The 25688-nt window shown below is 51.2% G+C and carries 25 protein-coding genes and 1 tRNA gene; 4 read left to right on the top strand and 22 right to left on the bottom strand.

The window, feature by feature from the left end:
* Positions 1-653 precede the first annotated feature (653 nt).
* Positions 654-1862: a multidrug effflux MFS transporter gene (locus tag WBG83_RS19635; protein ID WP_336747033.1), complete on the bottom strand. Its 1209-nt coding sequence runs from the start codon at positions 1860-1862 to the stop codon at positions 654-656.
* 107 nt (positions 1863-1969) lie between these two features.
* Positions 1970-2503 carry a TVP38/TMEM64 family protein gene (locus WBG83_RS19630; protein ID WP_336747032.1) on the bottom strand — a complete coding sequence of 178 codons (534 nt, stop codon included), beginning with the start codon at positions 2501-2503 and terminating at the stop codon, positions 1970-1972.
* Positions 2504-2628: 125 nt separating this feature from the next.
* Here WBG83_RS19630 and WBG83_RS19625 point away from each other — a divergent pair, with 125 nt between their 5' ends.
* Positions 2629-3567, top strand: coding sequence for an aldo/keto reductase (locus WBG83_RS19625; protein ID WP_336747031.1), 939 nt, complete (start codon positions 2629-2631; stop codon positions 3565-3567).
* Positions 3568-3873: 306 nt separating this feature from the next.
* On the opposite strand, the gene WBG83_RS19620 is transcribed toward WBG83_RS19625, so the two are convergent.
* Positions 3874-6096, bottom strand: a complete 2223-nt coding sequence (locus WBG83_RS19620) for a methyl-accepting chemotaxis protein (protein ID WP_336747030.1) — start codon at positions 6094-6096, stop codon at positions 3874-3876.
* A gap of 954 nt (positions 6097-7050) precedes the next feature.
* On the opposite strand from WBG83_RS19620, the gene WBG83_RS19615 reads away from it, so the two are divergent.
* From WBG83_RS19615 to WBG83_RS19605, 3 genes are all read left to right on the top strand, one after another.
* Positions 7051-8559: an extracellular solute-binding protein gene (locus WBG83_RS19615; RefSeq protein WP_336747029.1), complete on the top strand. Its 1509-nt coding sequence runs from the start codon at positions 7051-7053 to the stop codon at positions 8557-8559.
* A 100-nt stretch (positions 8560-8659) separates the two neighbouring features.
* Positions 8660-9562, top strand: coding sequence for a pectinesterase family protein (locus WBG83_RS19610; RefSeq protein ID WP_336747028.1), 903 nt, complete (start codon positions 8660-8662; stop codon positions 9560-9562).
* 256 nt (positions 9563-9818) lie between these two features.
* Positions 9819-10175 (top strand): hypothetical protein, encoded by a 357-nt coding sequence (locus tag WBG83_RS19605; RefSeq protein ID WP_336747027.1) that lies wholly within the window; start codon positions 9819-9821, stop codon positions 10173-10175.
* 77 nt (positions 10176-10252) lie between these two features.
* Here the strand turns inward: WBG83_RS19605 and WBG83_RS19600 are convergent, their stop codons facing one another.
* From WBG83_RS19600 to WBG83_RS19510, 19 genes are all read right to left on the bottom strand, one after another.
* Positions 10253-11005, bottom strand: coding sequence for an ABC transporter permease (locus WBG83_RS19600; RefSeq protein ID WP_336747026.1), 753 nt, complete (start codon positions 11003-11005; stop codon positions 10253-10255).
* 3 nt (positions 11006-11008) lie between these two features.
* On the bottom strand, positions 11009-11749 hold the full coding sequence (locus tag WBG83_RS19595) for an ABC transporter ATP-binding protein (protein ID WP_336747025.1): 741 nt from the start codon (positions 11747-11749) through the stop codon (positions 11009-11011).
* Positions 11750-11863: 114 nt separating this feature from the next.
* Positions 11864-11937: transfer RNA gene (locus tag WBG83_RS19590), tRNA-Asp, on the bottom strand.
* Positions 11938-12222: 285 nt separating this feature from the next.
* On the bottom strand, positions 12223-12870 hold the full coding sequence (locus tag WBG83_RS19585) for a glycoside hydrolase family 73 protein (RefSeq protein WP_336747024.1): 648 nt from the start codon (positions 12868-12870) through the stop codon (positions 12223-12225).
* Entirely contained in the window at positions 12845-13270 is a 426-nt protein-coding gene (locus WBG83_RS19580) for a phage holin family protein (protein WP_336747023.1), read from the bottom strand. The genes WBG83_RS19585 and WBG83_RS19580 overlap by 26 nt, the downstream gene beginning before the upstream one ends.
* Positions 13271-13753: 483 nt before the next feature.
* A complete protein-coding gene (locus WBG83_RS19575; RefSeq protein WP_336747022.1) occupies positions 13754-14041 on the bottom strand; it encodes a hypothetical protein in 288 nt (95 codons plus the stop codon).
* Positions 14034-14186 carry a CD1375 family protein gene (locus WBG83_RS19570; RefSeq protein ID WP_336747021.1) on the bottom strand — a complete coding sequence of 51 codons (153 nt, stop codon included), beginning with the start codon at positions 14184-14186 and terminating at the stop codon, positions 14034-14036. The genes WBG83_RS19575 and WBG83_RS19570 overlap by 8 nt, the downstream gene beginning before the upstream one ends.
* Positions 14183-14548 carry a hypothetical protein gene (locus tag WBG83_RS19565; protein ID WP_336747020.1) on the bottom strand — a complete coding sequence of 122 codons (366 nt, stop codon included), beginning with the start codon at positions 14546-14548 and terminating at the stop codon, positions 14183-14185. The genes WBG83_RS19570 and WBG83_RS19565 overlap by 4 nt, the downstream gene beginning before the upstream one ends.
* A 438-nt stretch (positions 14549-14986) precedes the next feature.
* Positions 14987-16738 carry an H-type lectin domain-containing protein gene (locus tag WBG83_RS19560; protein WP_336747019.1) on the bottom strand — a complete coding sequence of 584 codons (1752 nt, stop codon included), beginning with the start codon at positions 16736-16738 and terminating at the stop codon, positions 14987-14989.
* Between the two features lie 87 nt (positions 16739-16825).
* On the bottom strand, positions 16826-17035 hold the full coding sequence (locus WBG83_RS19555; protein WP_336747018.1) for a hypothetical protein: 210 nt from the start codon (positions 17033-17035) through the stop codon (positions 16826-16828).
* A 19-nt stretch (positions 17036-17054) separates the two neighbouring features.
* A complete protein-coding gene (locus tag WBG83_RS19550) occupies positions 17055-18743 on the bottom strand; it encodes a pyocin knob domain-containing protein (protein WP_336747017.1) in 1689 nt (562 codons plus the stop codon).
* Positions 18740-19033 carry a ketopantoate hydroxymethyltransferase gene (locus tag WBG83_RS19545; protein ID WP_336747016.1) on the bottom strand — a complete coding sequence of 98 codons (294 nt, stop codon included), beginning with the start codon at positions 19031-19033 and terminating at the stop codon, positions 18740-18742. Before WBG83_RS19545 ends, WBG83_RS19550 begins: the two co-directional genes overlap by 4 nt.
* The gene (locus WBG83_RS19540; protein ID WP_336747015.1) at positions 19030-19614 is read right to left on the bottom strand and encodes a putative phage tail protein; all 585 of its coding nucleotides are present in this window, start codon (positions 19612-19614) and stop codon (positions 19030-19032) included. The genes WBG83_RS19545 and WBG83_RS19540 overlap by 4 nt, the downstream gene beginning before the upstream one ends.
* Positions 19604-20686, bottom strand: a complete 1083-nt coding sequence (locus tag WBG83_RS19535; RefSeq protein WP_336747014.1) for a baseplate J/gp47 family protein — start codon at positions 20684-20686, stop codon at positions 19604-19606. Before WBG83_RS19535 ends, WBG83_RS19540 begins: the two co-directional genes overlap by 11 nt.
* The gene (locus WBG83_RS19530) at positions 20679-21089 is read right to left on the bottom strand and encodes a DUF2634 domain-containing protein (protein ID WP_336747013.1); all 411 of its coding nucleotides are present in this window, start codon (positions 21087-21089) and stop codon (positions 20679-20681) included. The genes WBG83_RS19535 and WBG83_RS19530 overlap by 8 nt, the downstream gene beginning before the upstream one ends.
* A complete protein-coding gene (locus tag WBG83_RS19525; RefSeq protein ID WP_336747012.1) occupies positions 21086-21454 on the bottom strand; it encodes a DUF2577 domain-containing protein in 369 nt (122 codons plus the stop codon). The genes WBG83_RS19530 and WBG83_RS19525 overlap by 4 nt, the downstream gene beginning before the upstream one ends.
* On the bottom strand, positions 21451-22425 hold the full coding sequence (locus WBG83_RS19520; RefSeq protein ID WP_336747011.1) for an XkdQ/YqbQ family protein: 975 nt from the start codon (positions 22423-22425) through the stop codon (positions 21451-21453). The genes WBG83_RS19525 and WBG83_RS19520 overlap by 4 nt, the downstream gene beginning before the upstream one ends.
* A complete protein-coding gene (locus tag WBG83_RS19515; RefSeq protein ID WP_336747010.1) occupies positions 22403-23125 on the bottom strand; it encodes a LysM peptidoglycan-binding domain-containing protein in 723 nt (240 codons plus the stop codon). The genes WBG83_RS19520 and WBG83_RS19515 overlap by 23 nt, the downstream gene beginning before the upstream one ends.
* A complete protein-coding gene (locus WBG83_RS19510; protein ID WP_336747009.1) occupies positions 23125-25605 on the bottom strand; it encodes a hypothetical protein in 2481 nt (826 codons plus the stop codon). Before WBG83_RS19510 ends, WBG83_RS19515 begins: the two co-directional genes overlap by 1 nt.
* Positions 25606-25688: the final 83 nt, after the last annotated feature.

Here is a 25688-nt window from a genome sequence, read left to right as displayed (position 1 = left end):
TTTTGTCTGCTCGTACTTATGAAACTGGACACCGCTACACATCACAGTATTCTTCAGCTTTATCGTTGGCTTAAAATTCTATTATGGGAACCGATGCATCAATGGATGGAACGAATTCACCGTAAACCTAGTCGAAAATCAGCGGGTAGGCGCAAGAAACAGTGAGCTAGTATTTCCGTCACTCAGGGGAAACTACATAAATTTACCAAATGGACAGAGAGCTACCTTCTGGTGGGCAATCGACTTTTTGGTAATGAAAACTAAAACCTTGTTCAGAATTATTCGAAAACTATGCCGCCGACTTTTTATGCAACGCTAGTGGTTTTCTTTGTAAATATTAAAAATGTGTAAACGCCCTCATTATATCATTTCTAGTCAGACTATCGAAAGGGCAAAATTTTGCAGGAAAACGTCATATTGTCGGCTTTGACGTCATAACAAAGGCTGCCGGCGGAGAAAAGATGCTTCCTGCGCCGGCAGCCTGTTGTTATTGTGCCTCACGATACAGAGCTGAAGCGTCCGCAAATAATAATTCCGCTGCGGCTTCCGCTTCCTTCCGATCCTTCGGCTGGATTCAACGGTTGATGATGAGCTTGTTCGTGGCAGAACGGCTGCACGAGGCCCGATTGTGTCTTTATTCGAATGATCTCCGCTTATTTCCTCCGGACGAGCAGCAGGTAGCAAAGCACCGCGCACAGCTCGCTTGCCGCGATGACGAGACCCATCGGAACCGCCGTCGTCCCCCCGCCAATTCCGACCAGCGGCGCGACAAGCGCTCCGAATATAAAGGACAGGACACCGAGCAGCGCCGACGCGCTGCCCGCATGATGGCCCTGCTTCTGCATGGCCAGAGAGAAGCCTGCCGTTGAAACGACCCCCACACTGGCCACGACAAAAAATAAAGGAATCAGGACGGCCGCCAAGGAGCCTCCGCTTATAATGACAAGCAGCAGCCCGATTCCGCCGGCCGCAGCAATGGACAGACCGGAAATAAACAGCTTCGCATCATTCACCCGCCCGGCCAGCCGTCCCGTGATTTGTCCGGCAATAATGATGCCCAGACCGTTGATCGCAAAGAACACACTGAACATCTGCGGTGAAACGCCGTAAATGTCCTGAAGTACGAACGGAGAACCGGAAATATAGGCAAACATCGCTGCTGTGACGAAGCCCTGCGTCAGGGCATAGCCGATAAACAACCGATCACGAAGCAGTGTGCGGAACGTCGTCAAGGTATTGGAGAAACCGCCCTTGGAGCGCCTTGCGGACGGCAGCGTTTCAGGCATGGCCAGCCATACGGCGGCGAGCATGACGATCCCGAACAAGCCGAGTACAATAAATACGCCCCGCCAGGTCGTAAACTGGAGCAGCTGGCCTCCAATAATCGGCGCCAAAATCGGCGCAGCCCCATTAACGAGCATCAGCATGGCAAAAAAACTTGTAAGCGCCGGTCCCGAATACATATCACGGACAATGGCGCGGGAAATAACGATACCAGCCGCGCCGGCCGCACCTTGAATGAAGCGGAGCGCGATGAAGGACCATGCCGAGGGCGCCCACGCGCAAATAAGGGAAACGGCCGCGTAAACGACCAGACCGGCAAGAAGCGGAACACGACGTCCCCGGACGTCGCTGAGCGGTCCCGCCAGCAATTGGCCCAGAGAGAGCCCGAGCAGGCAAGCCGTCAAGCTTAACTGCGCCATGGATGCGCTTGTTTGCAGGTCGCCCGCCAAAACCGGCAAAGCCGGCAAATACATATCCAGGCATAACGGCCCGAAGGCGGACAGTCCGCCCAAAATAAAAACCGCCCATAATCGGCGTATGCTTGCAGGTGCCGAAACAGACACTTCAGAGCTGATCATGCGTTAAACCTCCTGTTTACCCTCATGCTGCTGCATGTTCAACCATGCCAATTAACATGTAACTATTATAGTTACAACAAAATCGGAAAGTCAATGCAATCTCGAATTTATAATAAATGCCCCAGCCGGTCTCCGGCTAGCGTGTACACGATTAATGCAGGCAGCTTACCCAGCAGCGTAGCGGTGATAAATGTCACGGCTGGTATGCGGCAAACAGCAGCATAGCTGTTCACTGCCTGAGCCGGCATGACCGGGATAAGCCTTGCCAGAAAGACAGCCCAAAACGGATAACGTTCAACCCGCCGGGTGAACTGCTCGGTCCACCTTGTACTGGCCAATAAGGCCCGGCCTTCGGTTTGAAAAAAACGGCGTATGGCGAAGTACATCACGATCGCCGCCACTGTCGAGCAGGCCGTGCTCCATCCGAGGCCCGGCAATAGCCCGAATTTCGCGCCGAACACCCCGGCTACAGCCGGATAAGGGATGACGGGCACACAGCTGATTATAATTGCGGCCAGGATAAGCAGCGGCAGCTCCCGGGCGCTGTCCTGCTGCAGCCAATCCGTCACCGGGACACGGTAATACCAAAAAACAGCGGCGGCTGCACAATAAAGCAGTACGATGAAGATAAGCTTTTTCACAAAAGGCAGGCTCCTTTAATCACTTACAATTCCTTGTTCTTTTTTTATTATCCCTTAATAAACGAAATCGTGTCCAGCAATTCAGGTATAATAGAGCTGACTACACCATTTCGATAGTGAAAGGAATGTTTGCGGTGCAATACAAAACAGTAGGAAATTCAGGCTTGCGCCTCTCCGCCCTGACCTTCGGCTGCTGGGAGCTTGGCGGCGGCCCGTGGGAGTTTACCAGCGATCAGAACAACATTGCGGCGGTGCGCAAAGCGCTAGAGCTCGGCATCACCACTTTTGATACCGCCGAAGGCTACGGCGAAGGGCATTCCGAGCAGGTGCTCGCAGCCGCGCTGGAAGGGGAACGCAGCCGCTGCGTCATCGCCTCCAAGGTCAGCCGTTCCCATCTTCAGCCGGATGAGGTGCTTCGTGCCGCGGAGCGGAGCCTGACCAATCTGAAAACGGACTATATCGATATTTACTATATTCACTGGCCGAGCTTCGACATTCCGGTGAAGGAAACGCTCTCCGCCTTCAACAAATTGAAGGAGCAAAAGCTGATCCGTGCCATCGGTGTGTCCAACTTCTCTCTGGAGCAGCTGCAGGAAGCGGCGCAGTACGCGCAAATTGACATTATTCAGCCGGAATACAGCCTGCTGCAACGCGGCATTGAGAAGGATGTGCTTCCTTATTGCCTGGCGAACGGTATCGGCATTGCCAGCTACAGCTCCATCGCCAAGGGCATCCTGACCGGCGCCTTCCACTTTGGCGGGAAAAAGCTCGCAGAAGACGATTTCCGTCAAGCTCGCCGCTTATTTTATCCGGAGCATCTGGACGCGGCAAGCGATCTGCTGAATACAATGAAGAACATTGCGGACATAAAAGGGGTTACCGTCTCGGAAATTGCGATTAGCTGGCTGATTCATCAGGAAGCCGTCACATCGGCTATTGTCGGCACGCAAAACCTGCACCATCTCGAGGCTAATGCCGCCGCCGCAGACATTGTCCTGAGCGCGGAGGAATTGCAGCAAATCGACCAAGCCAGCCAGGAAGCGCTGCGGCGGATTGACGGCTAACCGGACAAACCGAAATGCTAATGCAGCGCAGCCACAACTTTCAATTCCTGCAGCCGTTGTGGGCAAGCACCTCATGAAATGAAAGACCTCCAGGCCGCCACCTTGTTACGAGGGGGGACCGGAGGTCTTTTTTACGTTTATACGGAGTTGGACCCAAGTCCGTCTTTCATTCGAGACAGCAAGCGGCCATGCTCTGCGCGATGCCGAGGCAACGCCCAAGCGCTTCGCAGCGACGGGCGTCTCATTGGGCCCGCTACTTGCTCAATTGCCGCCATCACGGCGGATAGCCTCTGAGTCTTGCAGCTTTTATCGTTCCCGGGCATCACGCAGCTGGAATTGTCCCACGAGCTGCTGCAGGAAGGCGGTAATCGCTTCGACATGGTTGGAGGTATGCCGCACGCCGCCCATATCCACAAGCAGCTCATGCACCTTGCCCTCTACCTCCGTGGAAATACGGCGATTCTCGATGCTGACGGCCGCAATTTTCTCCATCAGGGCTACTACCTCTTCCACGATCTGCGTCTTGAGCGAATCCTCGGAATTGGCGCTGTTCAGCAGCTCTGAAGCTGCGGCTACCAGCTCGTTGCCTTCTTCCACGACACGCGTGCCTTCCTCCATCGACACGACAGCCTCCTGCGCATTCTCATAAATGAGCTGCACGGTTCCATGGATTTGCTCGGTCGACGATTTGGTGATCTCGGCCAGCTTGCGGATTTCACCGGCAACGACTGCGAAGCCCCGGCCGTGCTCGCCCACCCGCGCCGCTTCAATCGAGGCATTCAGCGCCAGCAGGTTCGTCTGGGCCGAAATTTGGTCGATAACCTGCAGCACCTCCCGGATTTGGCGGGTGGTCTCCATAAAGGTCAGGATCGTTTTGTTCGTTTCCGATACTTTGCTGAAAATTTGGCCCATTTTGTCCCCGATGCGCTCCACTTCGCTTTGGGCGACCGAAATTTGCTCAGAAGCCCTGTCCTCCAGCACGCGCAGCGTATCCTTCATCTCTCCGACTACATCCTTGGCGATATCGATATCCTTCAGCTGCTTCCGGATACTGCGGATCATCGCATTAATTTCTTCCCCCATCCGCTCTGTTGAATGCATCGTTGCGCCCGTGGATTGATTAAGCCGCTGCTGGCTTGCAAGCACGTCGGCCGAAGCCTGCCTCACCTTCAGCATGATGCCTTCGAGTGAATCATTCATATTGTTAATCCATTTGGCCAGCTCCCGGGTCTCATCGGGCGCGAAGCGATCGGTCTGCAGCCGCTGCGTCAAATCGCCCTTGCCTTCCGCATTAATCCGGATAAACCGGTTAATTTCACGCAGGCTTCGCACAGCGGGCGCTGTGCCCTTCCGGTGCGTAACCGAAATGATGACGACGCCGTACAGCACGTTGAAGCATGCGACGAGCGCGCCTGCGATTAGCGGAGGCATTTGGCTGTTGATCAGCAGCATGACCATCCCGACCGTAAGAATACAGAACAGGAAGATCAGCGGAAGCTGCAGGCGCCGCACCTTCCAATCGATGCTGCGGAGACGGTATACCTCCTCCAGATCTCCCTCGCACATCATTCCCCAGCCATCAGGACAATGCGGAAGCTGGAAGGTAACTCCTTTTCCGATAACGGGAATATGTCGGTAATCCGAATAGCCCGGAAATTCGACAAACAGATTGCTCCCGTTCTTAATGGTGCTCGCTACCCCGGGATGAAGCTGGCCCGTCGCCGGATCGGTAAACATCAGCTCCAACTCCGTATGCTCCTTGACTGTAACCATTCCCCAATCCGTTGTGACGCCGTCCTTCAGGTTCTCCCCGTGCGTAAATGTCCGATCCTCAAAGCGGCTGCGGGACAGCGCCGTTCCCGGCATAATCTGCTTGCGCAGCTTGGGCTCTGCCATAAAAATATAGTTATCGCCCGAATCCGGATAAACGTGCCCGGACTCACGCTGAATCAAATCCCCGATAACATCGTTGGGCACACGCCCGCAGATCGCGCCCTTCCATTCTCCCTTGTCCGTAATCGGGCAAATAAAGAGCAGGGTCATTTTATCATGAAAAGAAGAAGTGCTTGGACCGATGTCCAGCGTCACTTTATCCGCATAGGGGCCGAATAGGCACTTCCGTCCTTCACGAGCTTCTCTGGCATAAGCAAGCCCTTCGGCAAAAGGCCCGTCCACGCCATAACGTGTCCCCTGATGCGGAGCATAGGTCGAGAAGGCGACCTGACCCGACGCATCGAGCAGGAACAGCTCCGAGAAATCGGCCGCCCGCTGCCGGACCGCTCCGCTGAGCCGCTCCCAGACAGGCAGGCCTGAGCTGTCCCAGAACGATTGCTCCGTCAAAGCATCCGAGGCATCCCGCAGCAGCCGATCCAGGTGGCTCCAATACTCCTCCGCCCATTCCACCAGCAGCTCCTTGCGTGTGCTCGCCACACTTTCAAATATGTGCTCCACATCTTCCTTCAATTGACGATTTAACCGGTACGACCACCATAACGGCAGCCCTTTTTTGAAGCCCAGCCAGTCAAACATGGTATTTCCCTCCACTCGTTCATATGAGTCGGCTCTCTATGATGTATGTAAAGTATTGTAACATAATCTGCCGCTCCTTTTGTATAAATAGGACAATAAAAAACGAGAAAAATCGAAAATTTTTAGGAAATTACGGAAAAATGTTCGGTATCTCGCAGGAAAATTGGCTTATGGGAGGAAGGTGAAGCGTCCTGATAACAGCCCGAAGCCTTATCGGGCCTGCCGTACAAGCAAAAAACGAAGACTCGTTAAGCTCTTGTCACATTTATTCCAACTTGGAAGCCTTTATACTCAACTTGCCAGCACTTCACAAGAATTTTGAGAATTATATTACAATCGGTGGCACGAATAGTGTCTCGGTCTTTTTTAATAAATTAGCCAGCCTTGGGAAATCCATCTATCGGCGTGTACACCGGCAGGGGTTTCCTTCGCCTTTCTTCGGACTTGCGCTGCTTAGCTCCAGACTTGCGCTGCGGTGCATGGTTTTGGATGGCGCTTTTCAACATTGGTTCTTCCTCAGCATCTCTGCCGGACATACTAGCGGACATGTGAACAAGCATCCGGCCGGATAGCAGGTGATTCTGAATAACCGGAATTTGAGACACACTACTTGCTGCCGATCCGACCGTCCATCACAAAAATAGGCGCTTCATTTCCGGGTTCTATTCCACACTATTTCAATCTGTTATTATTACTTAATGTGGATAAAAATTTATATAATAGAATATAAAGGAAATTACAGCGGTTAAATCGAGCATATCGATGTTAAATTCGGCTTATTTTGTCCCCATCGCGGTACAAGTAAGCGCTTACTTAATAAGTTAAATTCAATGTCTGGCAAATTACCATTTTTCGTGCATAATAAAACCGAGGCAACCGACACCCGGCTAGGCCGGGCGGTCAACGAAACAGATAGAGAATAAAAGCGACATATTTAGGAGGGAGTACTACACCATGAAAAAGACAAAGTGGATTTCTACACTAACCGCACTCGTGCTGACCGGTTCTATCATCGCAGGCTGCGGCACAAAAGGCTCTGAAGCCGAAAATGCTGCCGAAGGCTCCGGCCCCTTGGATATCAGCATCGGTATGACACAAGTCGGCGACATTCCGGCTGCAGGCAATGAAGTAGAGCAGGCTATCGAGAAATACACCAATTCCAAGCTGAACATCCAGTGGATTCCGAACGCGGCGTATGAAGACAAAATCAACATCATGCTCGCATCCAACGAAATGCCGAAGCTGCTGAAGGTTCAATACAACCCGAACATTATTAGCTCCATGCAATCGGACCTGTTCTGGGAGGTTGGCCCTTATCTGAAGGATTACAAAAACTTATCCGCTCAAGACAGCCAATTCTTCGATAACATTAAAGTAGACGGCAAAATTTACGGCGTACCGGTTTTCTCCGAAATCGCTCGCGCAGCTATTGTTTATCGCAAAGACTGGCTCGACAGCCTGGGCATGCCGCTTCCGAAAACATTGGACGACTGGTACAATGTGGTTAAGGCTATGACCTTGAACGACCCGGACAAAAATGGTAAAGCCGACACAAACGGCACCCTGCTGTTCAAAAAGTATAACGAAGGCCAATACTCGCTGACTACCCGCTTCGCGGTTGCTATGGGCGCGCCGAACAAATGGGCGGTAGACAAGGACGGCAACTTTACAGCGGAGTTCGAAACCAAAGAATATACTGACGTCATGAAATTCTACAAGCGTCTGTATGATGACGGCTTAATCAACAAAGACTTTGCAGCATTCGACTCCACTGAAGCCGACAAGCAATATGACGCCGGCCGTGTAGGTCTGAAGGTTGCTGTTGCCAACACAGCCAAAAGCCAACAGGATCGACTGTCCAAAACAGATCCGAAGGCTGTTGTAGATGTAGCGCCGCTTGAAGGCCCGAACGGCCTGCGTGTTGCTGGCCAAACCGGCAACTCCGGTATCTACGTGATTCCAAAGGGTACCGTTAAAACCGAAGCTGAAGTGAAACGCCTGCTTAAATTCCTCGATCAGCTGATGGATCCGGACATGGCTACGTTGCTGATGCGCGGTATTGAGAACAAGCATTTTGTCAAAACAACCGACAACAAAACCGAGTTTACTGATTTCACTGCGTTCCAACGTGAAGTGAAGCCTTACCGCGACAACTTCCCTTACATTGAAGGCTACAACGTTCTGCCGCAAAAAGACGTTGCCATCGGTGAAAAAGGTCAGGCTGTAACAAAGGAAATCGCCAAGCACGTCGTGCCGAACCCGGCTCTGACCCTGATCTCCGCAACCTACAATGAGCGCGGTAAAGAGCTGGAGCAAATGATTGTCGATGCTCAAACCAAGTTCATCATGGGCAAGCTTGACGAGGCAGGCTACATGGCCGAAATCGAGAAATGGAACAAATCCGGCGGCCAAAAAATTAAAGAAGAATACAAAGCGTATTACCTGAAGCAAAACCAAAAATAAGCCTGCCGCGCACACCAGCGCTGCGGAATGCAAGAGACACCGGATTGCCCGGTGTCTCTTGCTGCACGATGATCCCACTTGCAAGGAGGATTCCCAACGTATGCAGCAGTTTACAGTAGCCCAGGACGGCAGCGGCGACTTCACAACGATTCAAGCCGCGATCGACACGGTTCGCGTTCATTGGCAGGTCCCTTCTGTAATTCATATCAAAAACGGCGTCTACCGTGAGAAAATTACGATTCCGGATAACAAAACCTTGATTCATCTCATCGGGGAAAGCGTAGACGGGACCATCCTTACATACCATCAGCATGCCAACATGATCGGCGTCGAGGGCCAGCCGCTCGGAACGTTCCGCACGGCGGTCGTTTCCGCTCTGGGCGATGATTTCCGCATGGAGCGACTGACCGTACACAATACTGCCGGCGTCGGAGAAGGCATCGGCCAGGCGGTAGCACTGTATCTCGCCGGAGATCGGGCGGTAATTAACAATGTCCGTCTGCTCAGCTATCAGGATACCCTTTATACCTGCAAAGGCCGCCATTATTTTACGAACTGCTATATTGAAGGCCACGTCGATTATATTTTCGGTGAAGCTACGGCTGTTTTCCGGCAATGTGAGCTTCACAGCCTGCGCGGCGGCTACATTACGGCGGCCTGCACCGCGGAAAGAACGCCGGTCGGCTATGTTTTTATCGATTGCAGGCTGACCGCTGCATCCGAGGATCTGGACGTTTACTTGGGGCGGCCATGGCGTCCGCACGCTCATACGGTATTCATCCATACGTGGATGGGCGCGCACATCCACCCGGAGGGCTGGGACAACTGGCGCGATCCGAACAATGAGCAGACCGTCCGCTATGGGGAATTTGGCAGCACGGGCCCGGGCGGAAATACCGGCGCGCGGGTTTCCTGGTCCCGGCAGCTCACGGCTGAAGAAGCTGGCCACCTGACACCGGAGCGAATTTTGGCCGGTGTGGACGGCTGGAATCCAATAAACTAGAAGCTGGAGGCTCAACAAAGACAGTGCGGAACCCCCTTGGGCCGCACTGTTCTTTGTTATGACGCATGAGGCAACTCCAAAATCGTCAACCGGTGAAAACGGCAAAAACAGGCTTTTTTCATAGAGCGAATTTTATTCAGGACAAGGTTACAAAACGTCGCATGCGCTACAGGAATGAACAGGATTCCACCTCATATATATACTAATGAACACAGCCCCCAGTCACAGATTTTATTCCCTGAGAGGAGAATGAAACATGACGGACAATCAATTCAACGGCGGCCCACTGGACGGAGATCAATTGCTGGAGAACGAAGCTGCCAGCCTTGTTTTCGGCAGCACAGAGGAGGCGGACAACAGCGCCGCGCTTCAAAGCAGCGCCGATGAGGCAGCAGATGAGGCAGAAGAAGAAGCGGTGGTGGAAGATGAAACGGCGGAGGATGCCGCCGAGGAAGAAGCCGACGACGAAGCTGCGGACGATGCGGAAGGAGAAGCCGATTCTGTGGAGGAAGCGGAAGAAGCTGATGCCCCGGATGCAGATGCAGACGACGCTGTAATTGAGGATGAAGATGAAGGCGGTTCCAATCCTGATGAACACGAAGAAGACGCCTAGCAGTGCACCGGATAAAGCAGAAGCTCACCTTGCAGGCCGATACGGCCGGTAGGCGGGCTTCTGTTTGTGTAGGAGATCTACTTGAAGGAATGTAAATGCTGCTGCGGGGTGAACCACAACCGATAGCACAGCATTCCCAGCAAAATGCTGCTTAACGCAGCCGAAGCCGACAAAGAAAATACAATCAGAATCTGGTAGCGCACAGCCTCGACCGGGTCTGCGCCCGCCACAATCATGCCCGTCATCATGCCCGGAAGCTGCACCAGGCCTATCGTTTTCATGCCGTCAATCGTCGGAATCATACTGGCCTTCACCGAACGCTTCAGCGCATCCTGGATCGCCTGCCGGGGTGTAGCGCCAAGAGCCAGCAGCGCCTCGATCTCGCCCCGGGCCGAGTCCATTTCCCGCTTCATCTGATTCAGGAACAATCCCGATACTACCATCGCACTGCCGATGACCATCCCGCTGAGCGGAATCATATATTGCGGCGCAGCTTCAATTATGCCGAGGCCCAACAGCAGCGACATGACCACCGTTTCGGTACAAGCTATAGCCGCGCCAACACGCACCATAACACCCCGAACCCCTCGCCCTCGCTTCGCCGCGTTCCATGTGGCGACTACAATCATGATGGCAACAATCACAAGCAGCAGCAGCGGATGATCCGCTTGAAACACAAATTGCAGCACATATCCGACAAGAAGCAGCTGCACTGCGGACCGGATCGTTCCGATAAAAACCTCTTTCTCCAGCCCGAGCTTCTGCCACATGGAGATCAACATCGTAATGAAGACAAATACCAGCGTCATTCCTAGCGCCAAGAGCGACATGACTTAACCTTCTCCTTCCACAGCAACCTGTATAAACCGCCGTGCGGCCAAGGTTGCCGGCTGGTCAAAAAATTCAGCAGTCGCCGTGCATTCCACAAGTGTGCCTTCCGCCATAAACCAAACCTTGTCCGACGCCGTCCGGGCCTGCTCCATGTCATGTGTCACCCAGATCAGCCCTGCTCCCTCTTGGCGATACCACTCTACAAGCACCTGCTCCACCGCCTGCTTGCTGTGAATATCTAAGGAAGCCGTAACTTCATCCAGCAAAAATATTTCCGGCCGCAGTAAAAGCGAACGGACCAAGGCGACCCGCTGCTTCTCACCGCCGGACAAGTCCGCGGCCTTTTTGCCCAAGTCCAGATGCTCCAGGCCTAATCTTGTCAAAAGCTTGCGGGCCAGCTCCTTCTCAAAGGTCCGGTTATGCAGTATACTTACCGTCCGTAAATTATCCTCCACCGTACCAGGCAGCATGACCGACTGCTGCGCCACATAGCATACCCGCATCCGCCACTCCCGGGGCGGCCACTGGGCTGCAGGCTTTCCGTGCAGACTCAGCTCCCCCGCATCCGGCTGATCCAGCAGAGCCACTATGCGCAGCAGGGTGCTTTTTCCTTGCCCGGAGGCACCTAACAAGGCAACCGATTCCGGCTGATCCATCCGGGCGGATACCCCGGAGAACAAGCATCGGGTGGTCTTTCCGGAGAAGCTTTTTTGCAGCTGATGAAATTGCAATACCGGCGTCAAAAGAAACCCCGCCTCTCCCGTGAGATCAAAGCCAAATAAAAAACCAAATAAAAAAGAGCAGGAACGGCCTCCTGCCCACAGTACTTCCTTCTCAAAGCTGCAAGTCTACATTGACGGAACTGACGGGATTCGAACCCGCGGTCTCCTGCGTGACAGGCAGGCATGTTAGGCCTCTACACCACAGTTCCATGTGATAGATGTCCTATGACGACAGGGATAATCATATCACGTCCGGTGAATGGCGTGCAAGCCTTTTCGACAATATTTTGGCGGGTTTCACGGGTTATCGGCTTGTCTGAACCTGCCACTCACCGTATTCCTTCTATATATATATGCTCCCTGCAATTTTTCATTCAACGCAGCGACCTTCCATTATGATAGGGCTCGCACATGATGATGGGGTCTAACACCTGCATCTCTCCAGGCCTGTATGCGATTCATGGTTCACTGCCCACCGCGTTTCTACTATTATATTAGGCCTCTATTCCGGCCTTGCGGGCAATCACAATGGTGTTCAGCCAAGACAGCTCCGATGGTGTGAGCTGCCGGTTATAGGCTTTTTCCGCCCAAGTGTAGTCCGACAGCAATCCCTTGTGATACAGCCCGTCCAAGGCATCCCCCAGCTGCTTCCACTGCCAATCCGCCGTCAACTTCAATGCCATTCCTTCTTCCGCCTCCTGATCATATTCATCTAATTTATAGTTCTCCACAATGGCAATCAGCTTGTTGGCATAGCTCGGGTCAGTTGCATAGCCTGCGTCTTGCAGCGCTTGTGCAGCGCCCGCATAATCCAGCTCCGCGCACCTTGCAAAAAATCCCGCCTTCTCATAACGAGGGTTATTCACCAAAAAATCACTGTGGTCGATAATGCTTCCAATCCAGCTGTCGTAGACGCGAAATCCGGCGGTGACTGTAACGAAGCTGCCGTTTATATACTCCTGGGTCGTCTGCTCCTGGCCCGTGCCTTTGATACCGAACAAATTGTTGCCCGGCGCGCTCGCCCCCCAGCCGCTCTCCAGCGCCGCCTGTGAAATCGTGATGCTCGCCAGAACGCCTGTCCGGATTTGCTCCGTGATAGCATACGGGGCAATGCTGTTAATAAAGCTTTGTGCCGTTGTCATGGTCTTTCCCCCCTTTCTGCTTCAAAACAGCTATGATTGGCATTATATGCTCCGAAAGCGGCAGCCCGAGGCGGCCATAGTTCTCGGCCAGTGAAATCAATTCGTTGGCCATAAATGCACAGACCAGTCCGGTCATGAACACATCCTCCACGCCAAAAGCCAAATCCGCCCGGTGCCCCAGCATCACCGCCGTAATCATGAGAGACTTCTTGATAAGTCCCCAAAACCCGGCCTCACTGGACAAATTACCTTCCTTCCACGCTGCAATCACACCCGTAATGTAATCCAGCACCATTGCCAGCGCCAGCAGCTCCAGCGTCCCGGACCACCCCCCGAACGCATACGACGTCACCGCCCCAAACGCCCCTGCCATGAAGTTAAAAAAGAACTGATAGTTCATGTGAGTCCTCCTTTCTGCCTTCCTGGGTCTTTTTAATTCATTTCCTCCACTTGGTTTCATTCAGAGCCTGCAATCGAATGAGTTAAAAATTGCCCCGATGACTCGGGGCCGTTTTTCCGGAAGTTTTGAAGCTGTTACCGCGTTCAGCTTGCTAAGGGCTTAGGCTAGCTCCCACTCCATTCTTCCAGGTTCTTGTTAACGATCGTTGTACAGAACGATGCAAACCACAGTAGCTCCGAGATAGAGGCCGATGCTCCGCTAACTGTCCGAATAATCCTTATTTGCCAAGAGCATCCTTACTGCTGATCGCCTCAAATTGCACTATAAAACGTCATGACCTTCTGTCGCATCCCCGGTATGAAAGCAGCTATTTAACAGAAAAGAAGAAACTTTTCCAAATGGAGGCAATAAAATTATACATTTAGCGGAGCTTTAATATCCTTAATTTATACGTGTGGGATCGGTGTCCACCCATTTGAAAGGTTACGCAACTCCCCCCTGTCCCGCACCTGTCTCCAGTTTGGCGGATGAAATCCTCGGCTCATGGGCCTCCGGTTGAACTTCGACGGATGCAATTCCCTCCTCTTGCTGCTCCGGCTGTTGTGGCAGCGGGTACATATAATGAACCGGCTGAGGAATGCGGGTCGTCACATCAATACCGGCAAGCTGGCCTTCATAGGTTTGCACGACGACGTGAACCTTTCCTGTACATCCCGCCCGGAGTCGATCAAGCAGCCCCATCCTAAACGTCCCTACACGTACATTAACCATGCTGTGAGCCTCCTGAATTATTTTGTGGTTCCTCCTCAATCAACGCTTGAACCGCAGCCCGCAATCCATTGTTCGCCGGAACCTGGTCAACTTCCCTCAATCCGGCCTTAACCAGACTGTAATAAAGCTTCACCATCGGACTCATGCTGATTGTCCTCCTTTCATTGCCGCCAGCTCCGCCTGCAATGTCAGCATCGTCTCATACACGTCAGCCAGTGCGGCTTGAGTGGTTAAAACCTGCTGATTCAAATCCGCGATGATCTCGTCCGGCGTTGGTGCCGCAGGTACTGGCTCCGGGTAGGTGTCTCCCGTTTTTGAGAGCTCACCGTCAATGACCGTGTAATTGTTAGGATACATGAAGGCATCTGTCGCAGCTTCATCCTCCTCCGGCAGCGGCCCCAAGACAGCGCAGCCCGGAGGAATGTTTGTCCATTCTTCAACAGAGCCTCGGTAGGGCGTACCGTAAATGCTGCCGTCTTGTAAGTGATACAAGAACCAATATTGCATTCTATTCCCTCCTCATACAATCGTTTCAGAAGCTCATTTTGTGCGAATTTCCGGTTGAGCCGGACAGCGGAACAGAGCTCAAATGAGTTTCCAATGAAAAAAAGCTAGTGACAACCTTTACGTTGAATATGGATACAGACATACCCGAACCCGTTCCGCAGCCCGAAGGGCGTGGAGCAGAAGCAGGGAAGGCTAAGCCCGTTTCCTTAGCTCGAGGTTCGTTCCGCATTAAATGATAGGCCGCCGCCAATACAGATAAACCCTGTGTCCTCTTCCACCAGTTTTGATTCTCCTCCGTGTTCTCCCACGCAAGAATGTGAATCGTTCTTACCATTTCAAGCATTTTTCCAAAATGGGTTCTGCGTATAAAGGATAAAAGCCTCTCAAAGAACGACCGCACCGAAGACACCTGGATAAATACAGGCCATCTGACCGGACTTATGATCCTATGGCAATCCAGTTTATGAGTAATGTTTGAGGGATACCGCTATTGCATCGAAGTGTAAATCCGGTAATACTCTTATTGGCCGCTTGCACGGTCACATAAGTATTATTAGCGTTGCTAACAGCTTCCAATACAGGTAGAATCTTAGGGGTTGTAGCAAATGCTACTGGAAAAGGAACGTTTACATCAACGGACACACCGCTCGTGTTAATAATTACACTTGCACTTCCGCTTTGTACCTGATGTCCCCCACTCACAGCCCGTAGCACGTTATATCCATTTACCAATGTAGAGTGTGGAAGACTGACTTGAGCAGCAGCCAAATGTATTGTGCCACTTCCTAGTGTGCTGTTACCTCCTGTTGCCAGTATTCTAGCATCATAGTCAATTGTATTCCCGCTTGAGTGAAAATCGATATACGCTGGATTAGCCGCTACAATTGAACCAATTTCTATTCCTACTCCACCCGTAGCAGGCGCACCGAATTCGTGAATAGCCCCTGTAAAAAAAGTATTACCATTCCCAAAATCAAGTACGTTGTTCTTGGTATTAATGCGACCACTGCGGGATATTCCAAATAAATTCGTACTCAACCCGTAAGGAGCAGCCGATCCCATAAGCGTCCTGAAAGAAAACGCCGAACCATCTCTGTCATCAGCGGATGCTATTGAAGCAAAAACCGTTTCACTGGCTCCGGCACTCTGATTTACTCCAATGAATGATAAATTTTCGTTGTATAATGCGGCCCCGTCAAGATTTCCACCAATAGTAAGCGCACGAGCTGCCGTTCCATCACCACCATTCGTACCTTTCGTGGAAACAGAGGCATGAAGGGTCCCTTTAATTACAGCCTTGCCGGAACCGTCATCAAGTGTATTCACTTTAGAAGCAAGTGAACCCGTCGGAAGATTAATTTTCAATGGGAACAAGATCGGCCCGCCTCGATAGCTTGTAAAAACCCTTAATTCTTCATACCACATATCCATCCACGTCTGACTGCCGTGCACCGAATCCTTCCAACTAATCTCCGGGGTATCAACTCCACCGTTATCCAAGGTAATAGCGCCTCTTGTTATTGTGTTTCCCGAATCATCAATACTAATTAGCGCTCTTGAAAAGTCGCTATTGATTACCTGCAGAAAACCATTGTCACTACGCAGCCATTTATGAGGATTGGGATCTGCTTGTGAGCTTGGCTGCGTAAGTCTGAAGGCACCCTTTACATGGACATTACCTGCTCCGTCATCAAGGGTGTTATTGGTAGTCTTAACTCCCCCATTAGGGTCAACAGATAGCCTGAGCGTTCCGGACGTTTGATCCCACACTCCGAACTTCCCTACACCAATACCAGAAGCTCCAGACCCGGAACCGAGAAGCCAGCCACGTCCGTTTGTACCTGTATTTTGTAAAAGAAGCGCTGCGTCATTACCGGCATAAATAATATTGACACGTCCGAAGGTCGGTTGGCTATTTACATTCACGGCTTGTCCTAACCGGCTAGAAACCGTTTCGAGATTAATGGCGGGTGCCGTCCGCCAGGACGATTTTCCGGTAATACTCTTGATCATATAGGCAAGCCAGCCCCACAGCTTATTGGGGGCTCCTGTGTCACTTGAAGGAGCTTCTGTATCCGAAATGGCGCGCGCTCCTTCATGAGCATCCGCAATCCCCTGCTCAATCCGGTTCAAATCGTGCTCTGTTACGATTTCATCGTATTTCCAATCTGTTTTCGAATGAAAGGACATGGTGACCTCCTTGATTTACAGATTCCCTCTCCGTTATTTTCATCGCTCCAACGAGAGTAAAATCGATTATTCGTTATAAAACATACGCTACTTCCTAAATTTCTCCCACCAGCGTTTTTTACCTACTGATGAAGATGACGCAGGCCTTGTCCATTCCCCATCCATAAAAATGTCCCCCGGCTGCACATCCTGTCCCTCCGTCAAAGGCAGCATGTGGGCTGCCTTAACTTCACCTGACAAATACGATACACCGACACAAAAACCAGTATTGAGATCGATTTGAGCATATTTGAACATTTAAATGTTCTACCTCCTTTTAGTAATATTCAATGATTTCCCATCTTAAGGTCGTAGAGGAGACTGCAGCACCATGATAGATGCGCAGCACCGTAGAACCTATAAGCTCCCAATTAAAAGCCGAACCAAAGCTTAAGGGATTTACCGAAGCCTTATCAACATTTACAGCTTTTATTGATACATCTGTATACGTGTAACCGTTGCTAGTATTTATGATTCCACGCTGCACACTCTTGACGCCCCCCACAGGCTTCCACACCCCTCCTGAGTAAAATTCAAGTACGCCGTTGTTGTCCCGAATTTGCAAAGACGGGCTTGATGATTCAATTAAATTCCCCAAAGTTCCATTACTATCCACTGTTTTTAGTTTCCCATCGGCATCAAGATAAATGGCTTTGGCATAGAAACCCATTCGGTGAAAAGAAAAAGCTGGCGAACTGCCATCAGCTGTTGCTACCTCCATACCTGAGGAAACATAGAATGCGCCATCTTTGGCTGCATTCGTATTTTTAACTGTGGTTAAACGTCCAGACACAATTCCACCGGTATTTTTATCAAGTGCAGCGTTATTTCCAGCATTCCATACCTGGACCCAAGGCCCCCAGACACCCTCCTGCAATCTTCTAACATACTGGTCGCTAGAAAAGTAGCTCCATGCCTGTTGAAGGACATTATCAGAGGCTTCATGTCTGATTACTTCAAACCAATGCCAACCGGCTCCCGGAGCATTCACAACCTCGTTGCCATGATACCATCCTGTCTCTCGGATATGATTTAAATCTTTACCCGAGATTGACTGAGACGCAGTACCTAACCCAAAGCCGCTTGGGGCAAAATCGGTTGCCTGCTTGCCGTCCAGCAAGTCCGCATCTAACCCGCTCCCCGCCCCATCATTACCCGCATGCCATATTTTGTTTAATGTTGGTGTGAAGACAGTATCTGCTGTACTTGGAACGTTCCCCATATCAAAATAAAAGGGTTGCACTGTATTAGCGGCTCCATTCCAAGTGAAATAAATTCCGCGTGCTCCGAAATTAGCATGGGTATTTTTATACTTGAAATCCCCTGTATTGATATCAATATAGCAATTGTGACCAAGCAGATAGTTACCGTTAGCCGCAGAGGATATGGTTCCCCAAGAGCCGGAAGTAATGCCTTTTGCACCATGAACGACTAGCGGGCCCGTCATCGCCTCACTGCCATCCTTCGGCAAGCCCGCATTCGCTCTCGTCTGGGCGTTATTGGCAGCTGCCTGCGCTGCACCGGCTGCTGCAGAGGCCGCATCCACCTCCGCCTTGCGCGCCACGTCATCTGCTGCGGCAGGAGCTGCAGCTTTGAATCTGCCGGCTCCGTCCCGTTCGACTAACGTTCCGGCTGTTGCCACATTTGTCGCTGCCTCCAGTCTGGTCTGAACATCCTTCAGCGTCAGATCCGGTGCAGTCCGCCAATTCGTCTCTCCGGTAATGGCTTTGGTCATGTAAGCCTGCCAGTTCCAGAGCTCCGTCGGCGTACCTTCATCCCCGGTCGGTGCTTCGGAATCCGTGATTGTCCTGCTGCCGATATTGGCATCAGTCACACTTCCGTCTGTGTTCGGCAAGGAGGCTTGCACACCCTCGTGAGCCTCCTTCACCCCCTGCTCGATCCGGTTTAAATCACCTTCTGTAACAATTTCGTCCAGCTTCCAGTTGGTTTTGGCTGAATAACTCATCCTGTCCCGCCCGCCTCTCTGACTGTGAGAATTTGCCTGATGATCGTATCCGATGTAATCGGGACATAGACGGCGCTTGAGCTAATGACATCGCCCGACGCTCCCCGCAGCTCAATCTTGGTCACTTCAGAGACGGAGCCATTCGGAATGAGGTACTCCAGATCAACAGTGGAACCGGTCTGCTGCTTGACGCTGAAGTCCGAAATTTCGTAGCTGTCATTCAAAAGCACCTTGGCAATCCTCTGATCGGTATATCCGGCAAGCTCAGCTAAATATGTTGAAGTAATCATCCAATTTGCACCTCCTGCCCGCGTATTGCAAACGGCACACGGCCTAGCTGCCAGCTGCCCAGCAGGGTCGCCCGAATCAAGGGAGTTTTCCAGAGATGCTCCTCAATCCCGATTCGGTCCTCCAGTGACGTGGCCTGGTTGTAAATCATATTGGCCGGCTTTGTCGTTTGAATCATAAACGCAATTTCTTTAAAAACCGCGGCATCCGGAACGCTGATGGTAATCCGCAAGATGAACTCGTCTCCATCCACATCTACTTCGGCCTTGCCCGGACCAAGCAAATAATCCAGCCGCTGCTGCAAATAACGCTTGGTAAAAGGCGGTTTAGCCGAATAGCGGTTTATGAGTCGTTTGCGGCGGAATTCCAGCGTCTCAGTCGAGACATCAGCGCGAATCTGAAGCTGCTGCTCCCGCCGTTTCAGGGCTTGTTCACCCGCGGTCATCACAAACTGGTCGTCCAGCCACTGGCCGATAGCTTGTTTTAACAAATCCAGCTCCATGTCTTCCGTACCGGTCAACAGCTCGAATTCGGCAATACCATTGTAAAAATCGGGCAAATATCTCTGAAGCTTAGTTGACATGCAGCACCACCGCCCCCGGATTCGGAATTTGCTCCCCGTCCAGCTCCAGATTGGCTGCCGCTCCATTCAGCAGCGTATTCGTAACATCAGCCACTCCGGCAATGGTCAATATTCGCGCATCGATTTGACTAATCCGCACGATGAGACGCTCCTCCTCCGGCCACGCTTTGCGCAGTGACAGCATATAGTCGCTAATGACCTCATGAATGGCGTCCTGAACCTGGCCCAGCGTCGTGCCGTTTTGCAGGGTAAGAGTTGCCGTAACATCGACCGCTACCCCCTCCACGCCGGCGATAGTAACCTGATGCCCGAGCGGGGCAAGACCAAGTCCCTCCCCGTGGCGAGGAGCCGGATCCATGAAGGCCTGCACCTCATCCACCAAGGCCGCCGCCGGAGCCGACCAATCCGAGGCAATCAGGGTACACTTCACTGTACCGCCGCCCTGCCATACCGGGAAAATCTTGACCCCGCCGACACCGGCAATACCGCCAATCTCGCGCTTATAATCCGCAATATTGCCCCCGAAGGGCTGCTCATTGACTGCTGCAAAATACCGGGCTCGCAGCGCCTCGTCGCTTTCCTCGTCCGCTCCCGGAACCAGTACATCGCCAAGCTCGGCCCGGGACAGCCCATTAATATAATCTACCGGAAGCAAGGTGCCGAAATGCTGATTGCCCGCAGTACCGGCTGTTTCACATTCCAGTACAAATTGTCCGGGCTCAATCTTCTCCACCGCCGTATATTTCACTCCCTGAATGGCAAAGCGGCTGTTCAGCGGGATATCCGACCATTCACCCGATTGATTATAAAAGCTTCCCTTGCGCTTCGCCTTCGTCGCCGCCTGTCGCGTCACGCCGAATTCCTCCGTCCGCCGGGAGAGCCATTCCCCGCTCGACGTATCTGCGAACGCAAGCCGCAGATTGGCATCCAGCTCGACATACATTTGGGCCAGCTCCAGCGCCGCCGGAGCAAGCGCATCGTAAATGATGCTGCCCTCCCGCTTGTCCACGCTTGCGGGCACCCGTTCCAGCATGCGTTTTAATAACGCTTCATAGGTTTGCAGCTCATACATTCTTCTTCACCTCCTGCTTCATTTCCAGGCTGCCCAGCTTCGAAACAACCGTAAAGCTGATCAGCGCGGCATCCTCTTCGAGTGTGATCGCCACATCCGTCACAGCGGTAATCCGATCATCCTGCAGCAGCGCCTCCTGCAGCAGCCGGTTCAGCTCTGAGCGGACCAGCAGCGGATGGCGGCCAATGATGTCATTCATTTCATTCCCGTAGTTAAATGTATAGATGAGATGCGCATAACGCGGTGTCTGTAAAATTTTGAACACCGCCTGCTCCAGAGCCTCCAGCCCTTCAACCATCCCCGCTACATGACCTGAAGCCGTGTGAAGACGATATGTCCGGCTCGGTTGAACAGAGGCTGTCACCAGCTGCTGCTTCTGCAGAGCATTTCCTTGTGGAATCATGGGCTCACCAGCCTATCCAGCACGACAAACTGTTGTCCGCCCTGCATTCGCAGCAGCAGCACCTTATCTCCAGGCTCCAGCTTTTTGCGGATGACAATAGGGTCCGGCATAGCTTCTTCGGTTATCCGGGTGGCTGTACCACCCGTCGTTTGATCCGTATACACGTGATGATGATGAAGCTGAACCTCATACGGAGTTAGAGATTCCGGCAGCATCAGAAATTCCGAGGTGAGCACAAAGCGCTGATCGACTTGAATTTCCAGCGGCTCGCCTGAAACTACCGTCCCCAACATAACGGCTACCGGGCTGCCGGCCTCGACGGCGCCAACACCGGCTTTTTTAATAATTTCCAGCATCCGACTCATGAAATCACCTTCAATTCCAGTTGCATGGTGTGATCCGCCCCTTCAAATTTATGAGTGCATTCCTCAACCAGATACATTTGCTCAATACCAAGCTCACGAATAAAGACAGGGACATAACAGCCAGCCCTGACCCGGGGATCTCCAATAGCTTGAAGACTCATGGACCTTTGCTCCCGGTTATGCCAGGACATGAGCTGCTCCAACCGGGCATTAATCTGCTCCGTATTCAGCTTTTCATCGACCTTCTCATACTTCTGGAGAATCCCCCATCTCGCTATGGTTTCACTATTCTTCAGAATGTGGAACACTCTTCCCCCGGCCTCTTTATCGTCCTTCATCAGCTTGATGTAGTTGTAGGTTTCGCTGTCAATGGAACGCTTGGAGCTGTAATCGAACAACAAGCTGCCTTCACCAAGCGAGATATCGTACACAGCCATAGTGTCCATATCCCGTAAGGTCAGTTCGCCGAAATCATCATAAAATACATACATTTTGCCGGTGGAGATAAGGGTCAAGTCCAGGGCTTTGCAAATGATGTCCAGCAGCTTCTTGCCATCCTCAAGTATCGTCGGAATTTTATGCTCCGTGTCTGCCAGCTCACCCGTCTGGAGATTAAATGCACCCGCAATATGCCGGATGACCTCTGTTGCTGTCACATTTTTAAGCTGCACGAAGTCATTGGACATCAAGTACCGGACCTGGTCATATGCAGTAACCCGGACATTCTCCTCTCGGCCGCTGTCAATGCTGAATACATACCCGTAAAACAGGCCCTTCCCATCCTTAGTCATTCGGATGATGTCACCTGGCTCAATGGCAAAATCCTTGTCCTGATATAAAGCACCCTTGATAAAAGTAAACTCCACACTGGAGGCTTTGCCGATGCGGCCCGTTTTCCAGCTAATCTCTGCTACGATTTCGGAGATATCCCATAGATCACCGGAATGATTACCAGAAAGAATTTCCAGCAACGCTTCCCACCTCCGGCAGCTTCAAGGTAAAGCCCGCAGGCAGCTTCTTGGCCTCCGCATCGCTAAGGCCGTTCAGAGACTGCAATTCCTGATAACGGGAGCCATCTCCATAAATTTTTTTGGCGATGAGCCATACATTATCATCATTGCGCACATCCAGAGTCCATGGGATGACACGGGTATCGGGGCGCATCCCCTCCCCGGACTGAAGCAGCCCATTCTCCTTGGCTTGCTGGACTTCACTTGCATCCAGCTTCCTTGCTTTTTTGGCGGAATAAAAAACATACCGCTTCAAGGTAAGCTGGTATTCAATGTCTCCCGAGCCTCCGGCCGTCTCTTTCCAGTCAAATTTCTCGATACTGGCCGGAGTATTGATGTCGAAATCCTTACTTGTAAACACAAATCGGATCGGACGGTTGGTCTCCATCCACTGTTCAATCATTCGAACATATTGAGGAGGAGCCGCAAGCTTATCCACAAGGACAAACGGATAATACTGAGCGGGGAAAATGCCGGAAAAGTTATACTGTGTCAGCTTCGGATCTTTAATGACGTTAATTTCGCCCAAGCCCTGAACTTGATATGATTTGGCATCCCCGCTGCGTTGAACCTCAATGGATTCGGGATTCACCGGCAGCCGAAAGCCGTTCTCCTGATTGTTAAAGCTCAGCCAGATCCCATATTCATTCGGCAGATCCATTAGGCATATACCCCCTCCGCTGTTGCAACAAACTGCTGCTCCAGATGCATCTCAATACGTCTGATAATCGTATCTACATCTTCACCGCTGCGAATATCACCGGTAGTTACCTGGACGGTTGGCGTCAGAGCGACGAAATTTTGAATGTTTTTCTCTTCCGCCAAATCGCGCATAATTTTGATATCCTCACTATCCACGTTAACCTTGTCATCAATGCTTCCGACGGTGTTCACATGGTTTATGTTGGGCGCCTGCGTACTGCCGGCTGCTGCAGCACCGGCCTGATTGTTGTTCAGCTTGTTAAATTGAATATTGCCTGTATCCGGGGTCAGCATATTGGACATACCGGATAAACTATTCATAATCCCGGCCCCGACACTATATCCGGAATCAAAAGCGGCTTTTGGATTCATCGGATCCAGCCGATCAACTTTAACCACATTTTCCGTGCTGACAGGCTCGGTCATACGGTCCATGATCCCCTTAATTCCGTCGCTTACAGCATGTATATTTTGTTCATCTAATAAGGAGAATTCCTTCATGTTGGTGCCAAGAATCTGGTTCATCGCTTTAGTCAACCAGTTAATACCTTTAATGACACCGTTGATTCCCGCATTGACGGTCTTCATAAACCCTCCTGCAAACTCCTCTGCGCTGCGCATCATGTTGTACATATTAGTCATGAATATCATCGCCAAATCATAGAAGAGCTTCTGAACGGCATAGACAGGATCATTGAAAAGATTAATTAGGAATTCGGCAAGGCTGGCAAAAATGTTCCAAATGAGCGCAATCTGGTTATAGATTTGGGCATACAACATATAAAAAATACCGATGATGGTTCCCACAATCTGCTCTGCTGTCACTCCACATTGCATTAAAATATAAATAAGCAAAGCAATCACAGCGACAACGAGCAAAATCGGAGCAATACCTACTAACCAAGCTGCTGCCAATGAATAAACCTGAGAAATTAGAATTGGAATAAACACTGCTGCAAGTGCCAGGAAAATAGCTTGAACCATAGGCCAGTTGCTTTGAATCACATTGAATAGCCACAATGCCGTGTTAACCAGCACGCCCATTGCTTGCGCACCTACCGTGAAGCCATTCCGGATTAAATCGAAGAACGGTTGAAGCTTCCCGCTTTGAAAAGCCTCATTCATTTTGTCCATAACCGGAACCAGTGCTTCCAAAGCTCCTATCCCAACATTGTTCATCGCGTTTGTAAAATTGGTTTGCAGCGTTTCTAATTTTTTTAGAGGGCTCTCATCAACCTGCTTTACAGCCGCTTCGCCCATATTTTGTCGTTCCAATAACTGTGACATGGCGCTTATAACTGCATCTGTATCCCCTGATTTGGCTGCAGATTGAATTTTGGCGGTTTCTGCCGGATTTTTAATATTGAACTTGCTTGTTAAAGCCCCCACGTCCCCGCTTAAAGCAGCCTTCACAGCATCGTAGGCTCCCTTGGTTCCTTTCCCTGATGAATCAAATACTGCAAGCTGATCCGAAATTTTGAGCAGCTTTGAAATTTGGTCTGTGCTGGAGGTCATGGGAAGGAAGGTTTCAACACCGGACAATGTTTCAGTGACATCTTTTCCTTCTGTCATCGCTTGATTTTTAAACTTGTCAAAAATAGCCGTTCCCGTTTCCTCACTTCCGGTACGGGCAATCAGTCTATCCTTCACCAATTCTTGCTGTCCTGCAGACTCGATTGTTTTTTTTCCAAATTCCCATGCACGCGAAAGCGCTTCTTTACCCGGAAGAAGACTATTATTGGAGGACCATGCGGCAATCCCTGATGCAACCCTTTTGAAAGCACCCTTCATTGAATTGGTAAACTCCTGAATAATCAGTACAAACGGACTAAAGACGGACTTCACCTTGTCTACCCGAACCATTAGGTTGTTCAAAGTCCTGCTTGTAGCATTTGCAAAAGAGTCGTAGATTGCGCCTATTCTGGAACCAACCTTGGTTATCCTGTCCCCTAATCTCCCTAAAATTTCCTGCGATTTGGTATTCAGATACTGATAAGCCTTAACAACCTGAGGCGCCATCTCAATTGCTTTGTCCCTCATTTTGCTATACGCTTCGCCAATCTCGGTTCCCGCTTTAACTGCGACTCCCTTTAACACGTCTCCAGTCCTGACAGCCAGATCCCTCATCTGGTTCAGCGTCATTTTTATTCCGACTGCATAGTAGTCATAGGCTTCCTTTACTTGCCCCATAAGCTGATCCTTCATTGCCGCCAATTGTTCAAACGCCAGTTTGTAGCCTGAAACATTAGCTTCAGCTGCATCAGGCGCTTCTGATTGCGTCTGGGTTTGCAACTGGGGAACAGCTCCAATCGCCTGTTGAACCACGGATACAAAAACTCCCACATTCACCATGCTGGTGCAAGAAACAAGCAGTCTTTGTACGCTAAACGAAGCGGATGAAAAGCTATTCGATACGGAACGAATCAAGGTCGCATCCATTCCCCTCACCCCCTATCTCTTTTTCGATTTCGCCCGCTCCTTCTTCTCGGTCTCGATGCGGACGTCGATCATCGCGAAGATGG

Origin of the sequence: Paenibacillus sp. y28, from assembly GCF_037137075.1 — a bacterium.
Lineage (GTDB): Bacteria > Bacillota > Bacilli > Paenibacillales > NBRC-103111 > JBBBNV01.
Note: the sequence above shows the minus strand (reverse complement) of the source record. Positions and strands in the feature narration are given on the sequence as shown.

What these genes read in the sequence shown, in the direction of transcription:
- WBG83_RS19545 (WP_336747016.1), bottom strand. Translation starts at nt 19,033, where the DNA reads ATGATTACTTCAACATATTTAGCTGAGCTTGCCGGATATACCGATCAG.
- WBG83_RS19635 (WP_336747033.1), bottom strand. Translation starts at nt 1,862, where the DNA reads ATGATCAGCTCTGAAGTGTCTGTTTCGGCACCTGCAAGCATACGCCGA.
- WBG83_RS19525 (WP_336747012.1), bottom strand. Translation starts at nt 21,454, where the DNA reads ATGAGTCGGATGCTGGAAATTATTAAAAAAGCCGGTGTTGGCGCCGTC.
- WBG83_RS19605 (WP_336747027.1), top strand. Translation starts at nt 9,819, where the DNA reads ATGACGGACAATCAATTCAACGGCGGCCCACTGGACGGAGATCAATTG.
- WBG83_RS19615 (WP_336747029.1), top strand. Translation starts at nt 7,051, where the DNA reads ATGAAAAAGACAAAGTGGATTTCTACACTAACCGCACTCGTGCTGACC.
- WBG83_RS19550 (WP_336747017.1), bottom strand. Translation starts at nt 18,743, where the DNA reads ATGAGTTATTCAGCCAAAACCAACTGGAAGCTGGACGAAATTGTTACA.
- WBG83_RS19580 (WP_336747023.1), bottom strand. Translation starts at nt 13,270, where the DNA reads ATGAACTATCAGTTCTTTTTTAACTTCATGGCAGGGGCGTTTGGGGCG.
- WBG83_RS19535 (WP_336747014.1), bottom strand. Translation starts at nt 20,686, where the DNA reads ATGTATGAGCTGCAAACCTATGAAGCGTTATTAAAACGCATGCTGGAA.
- WBG83_RS19575 (WP_336747022.1), bottom strand. Translation starts at nt 14,041, where the DNA reads ATGGTTAATGTACGTGTAGGGACGTTTAGGATGGGGCTGCTTGATCGA.
- WBG83_RS19555 (WP_336747018.1), bottom strand. Translation starts at nt 17,035, where the DNA reads ATGTTCAAATATGCTCAAATCGATCTCAATACTGGTTTTTGTGTCGGT.
- WBG83_RS19570 (WP_336747021.1), bottom strand. Translation starts at nt 14,186, where the DNA reads ATGAGTCCGATGGTGAAGCTTTATTACAGTCTGGTTAAGGCCGGATTG.
- WBG83_RS19510 (WP_336747009.1), bottom strand. Translation starts at nt 25,605, where the DNA reads ATGGATGCGACCTTGATTCGTTCCGTATCGAATAGCTTTTCATCCGCT.
- WBG83_RS19600 (WP_336747026.1), bottom strand. Translation starts at nt 11,005, where the DNA reads ATGTCGCTCTTGGCGCTAGGAATGACGCTGGTATTTGTCTTCATTACG.
- WBG83_RS19515 (WP_336747010.1), bottom strand. Translation starts at nt 23,125, where the DNA reads ATGGATCTGCCGAATGAATATGGGATCTGGCTGAGCTTTAACAATCAG.
- WBG83_RS19625 (WP_336747031.1), top strand. Translation starts at nt 2,629, where the DNA reads ATGTTTGCGGTGCAATACAAAACAGTAGGAAATTCAGGCTTGCGCCTC.
- WBG83_RS19620 (WP_336747030.1), bottom strand. Translation starts at nt 6,096, where the DNA reads ATGTTTGACTGGCTGGGCTTCAAAAAAGGGCTGCCGTTATGGTGGTCG.
- WBG83_RS19610 (WP_336747028.1), top strand. Translation starts at nt 8,660, where the DNA reads ATGCAGCAGTTTACAGTAGCCCAGGACGGCAGCGGCGACTTCACAACG.
- WBG83_RS19565 (WP_336747020.1), bottom strand. Translation starts at nt 14,548, where the DNA reads ATGCAATATTGGTTCTTGTATCACTTACAAGACGGCAGCATTTACGGT.
- WBG83_RS19530 (WP_336747013.1), bottom strand. Translation starts at nt 21,089, where the DNA reads ATGATTCCACAAGGAAATGCTCTGCAGAAGCAGCAGCTGGTGACAGCC.
- WBG83_RS19560 (WP_336747019.1), bottom strand. Translation starts at nt 16,738, where the DNA reads ATGTCCTTTCATTCGAAAACAGATTGGAAATACGATGAAATCGTAACA.
- WBG83_RS19585 (WP_336747024.1), bottom strand. Translation starts at nt 12,870, where the DNA reads ATGACAACGGCACAAAGCTTTATTAACAGCATTGCCCCGTATGCTATC.
- WBG83_RS19540 (WP_336747015.1), bottom strand. Translation starts at nt 19,614, where the DNA reads ATGTCAACTAAGCTTCAGAGATATTTGCCCGATTTTTACAATGGTATT.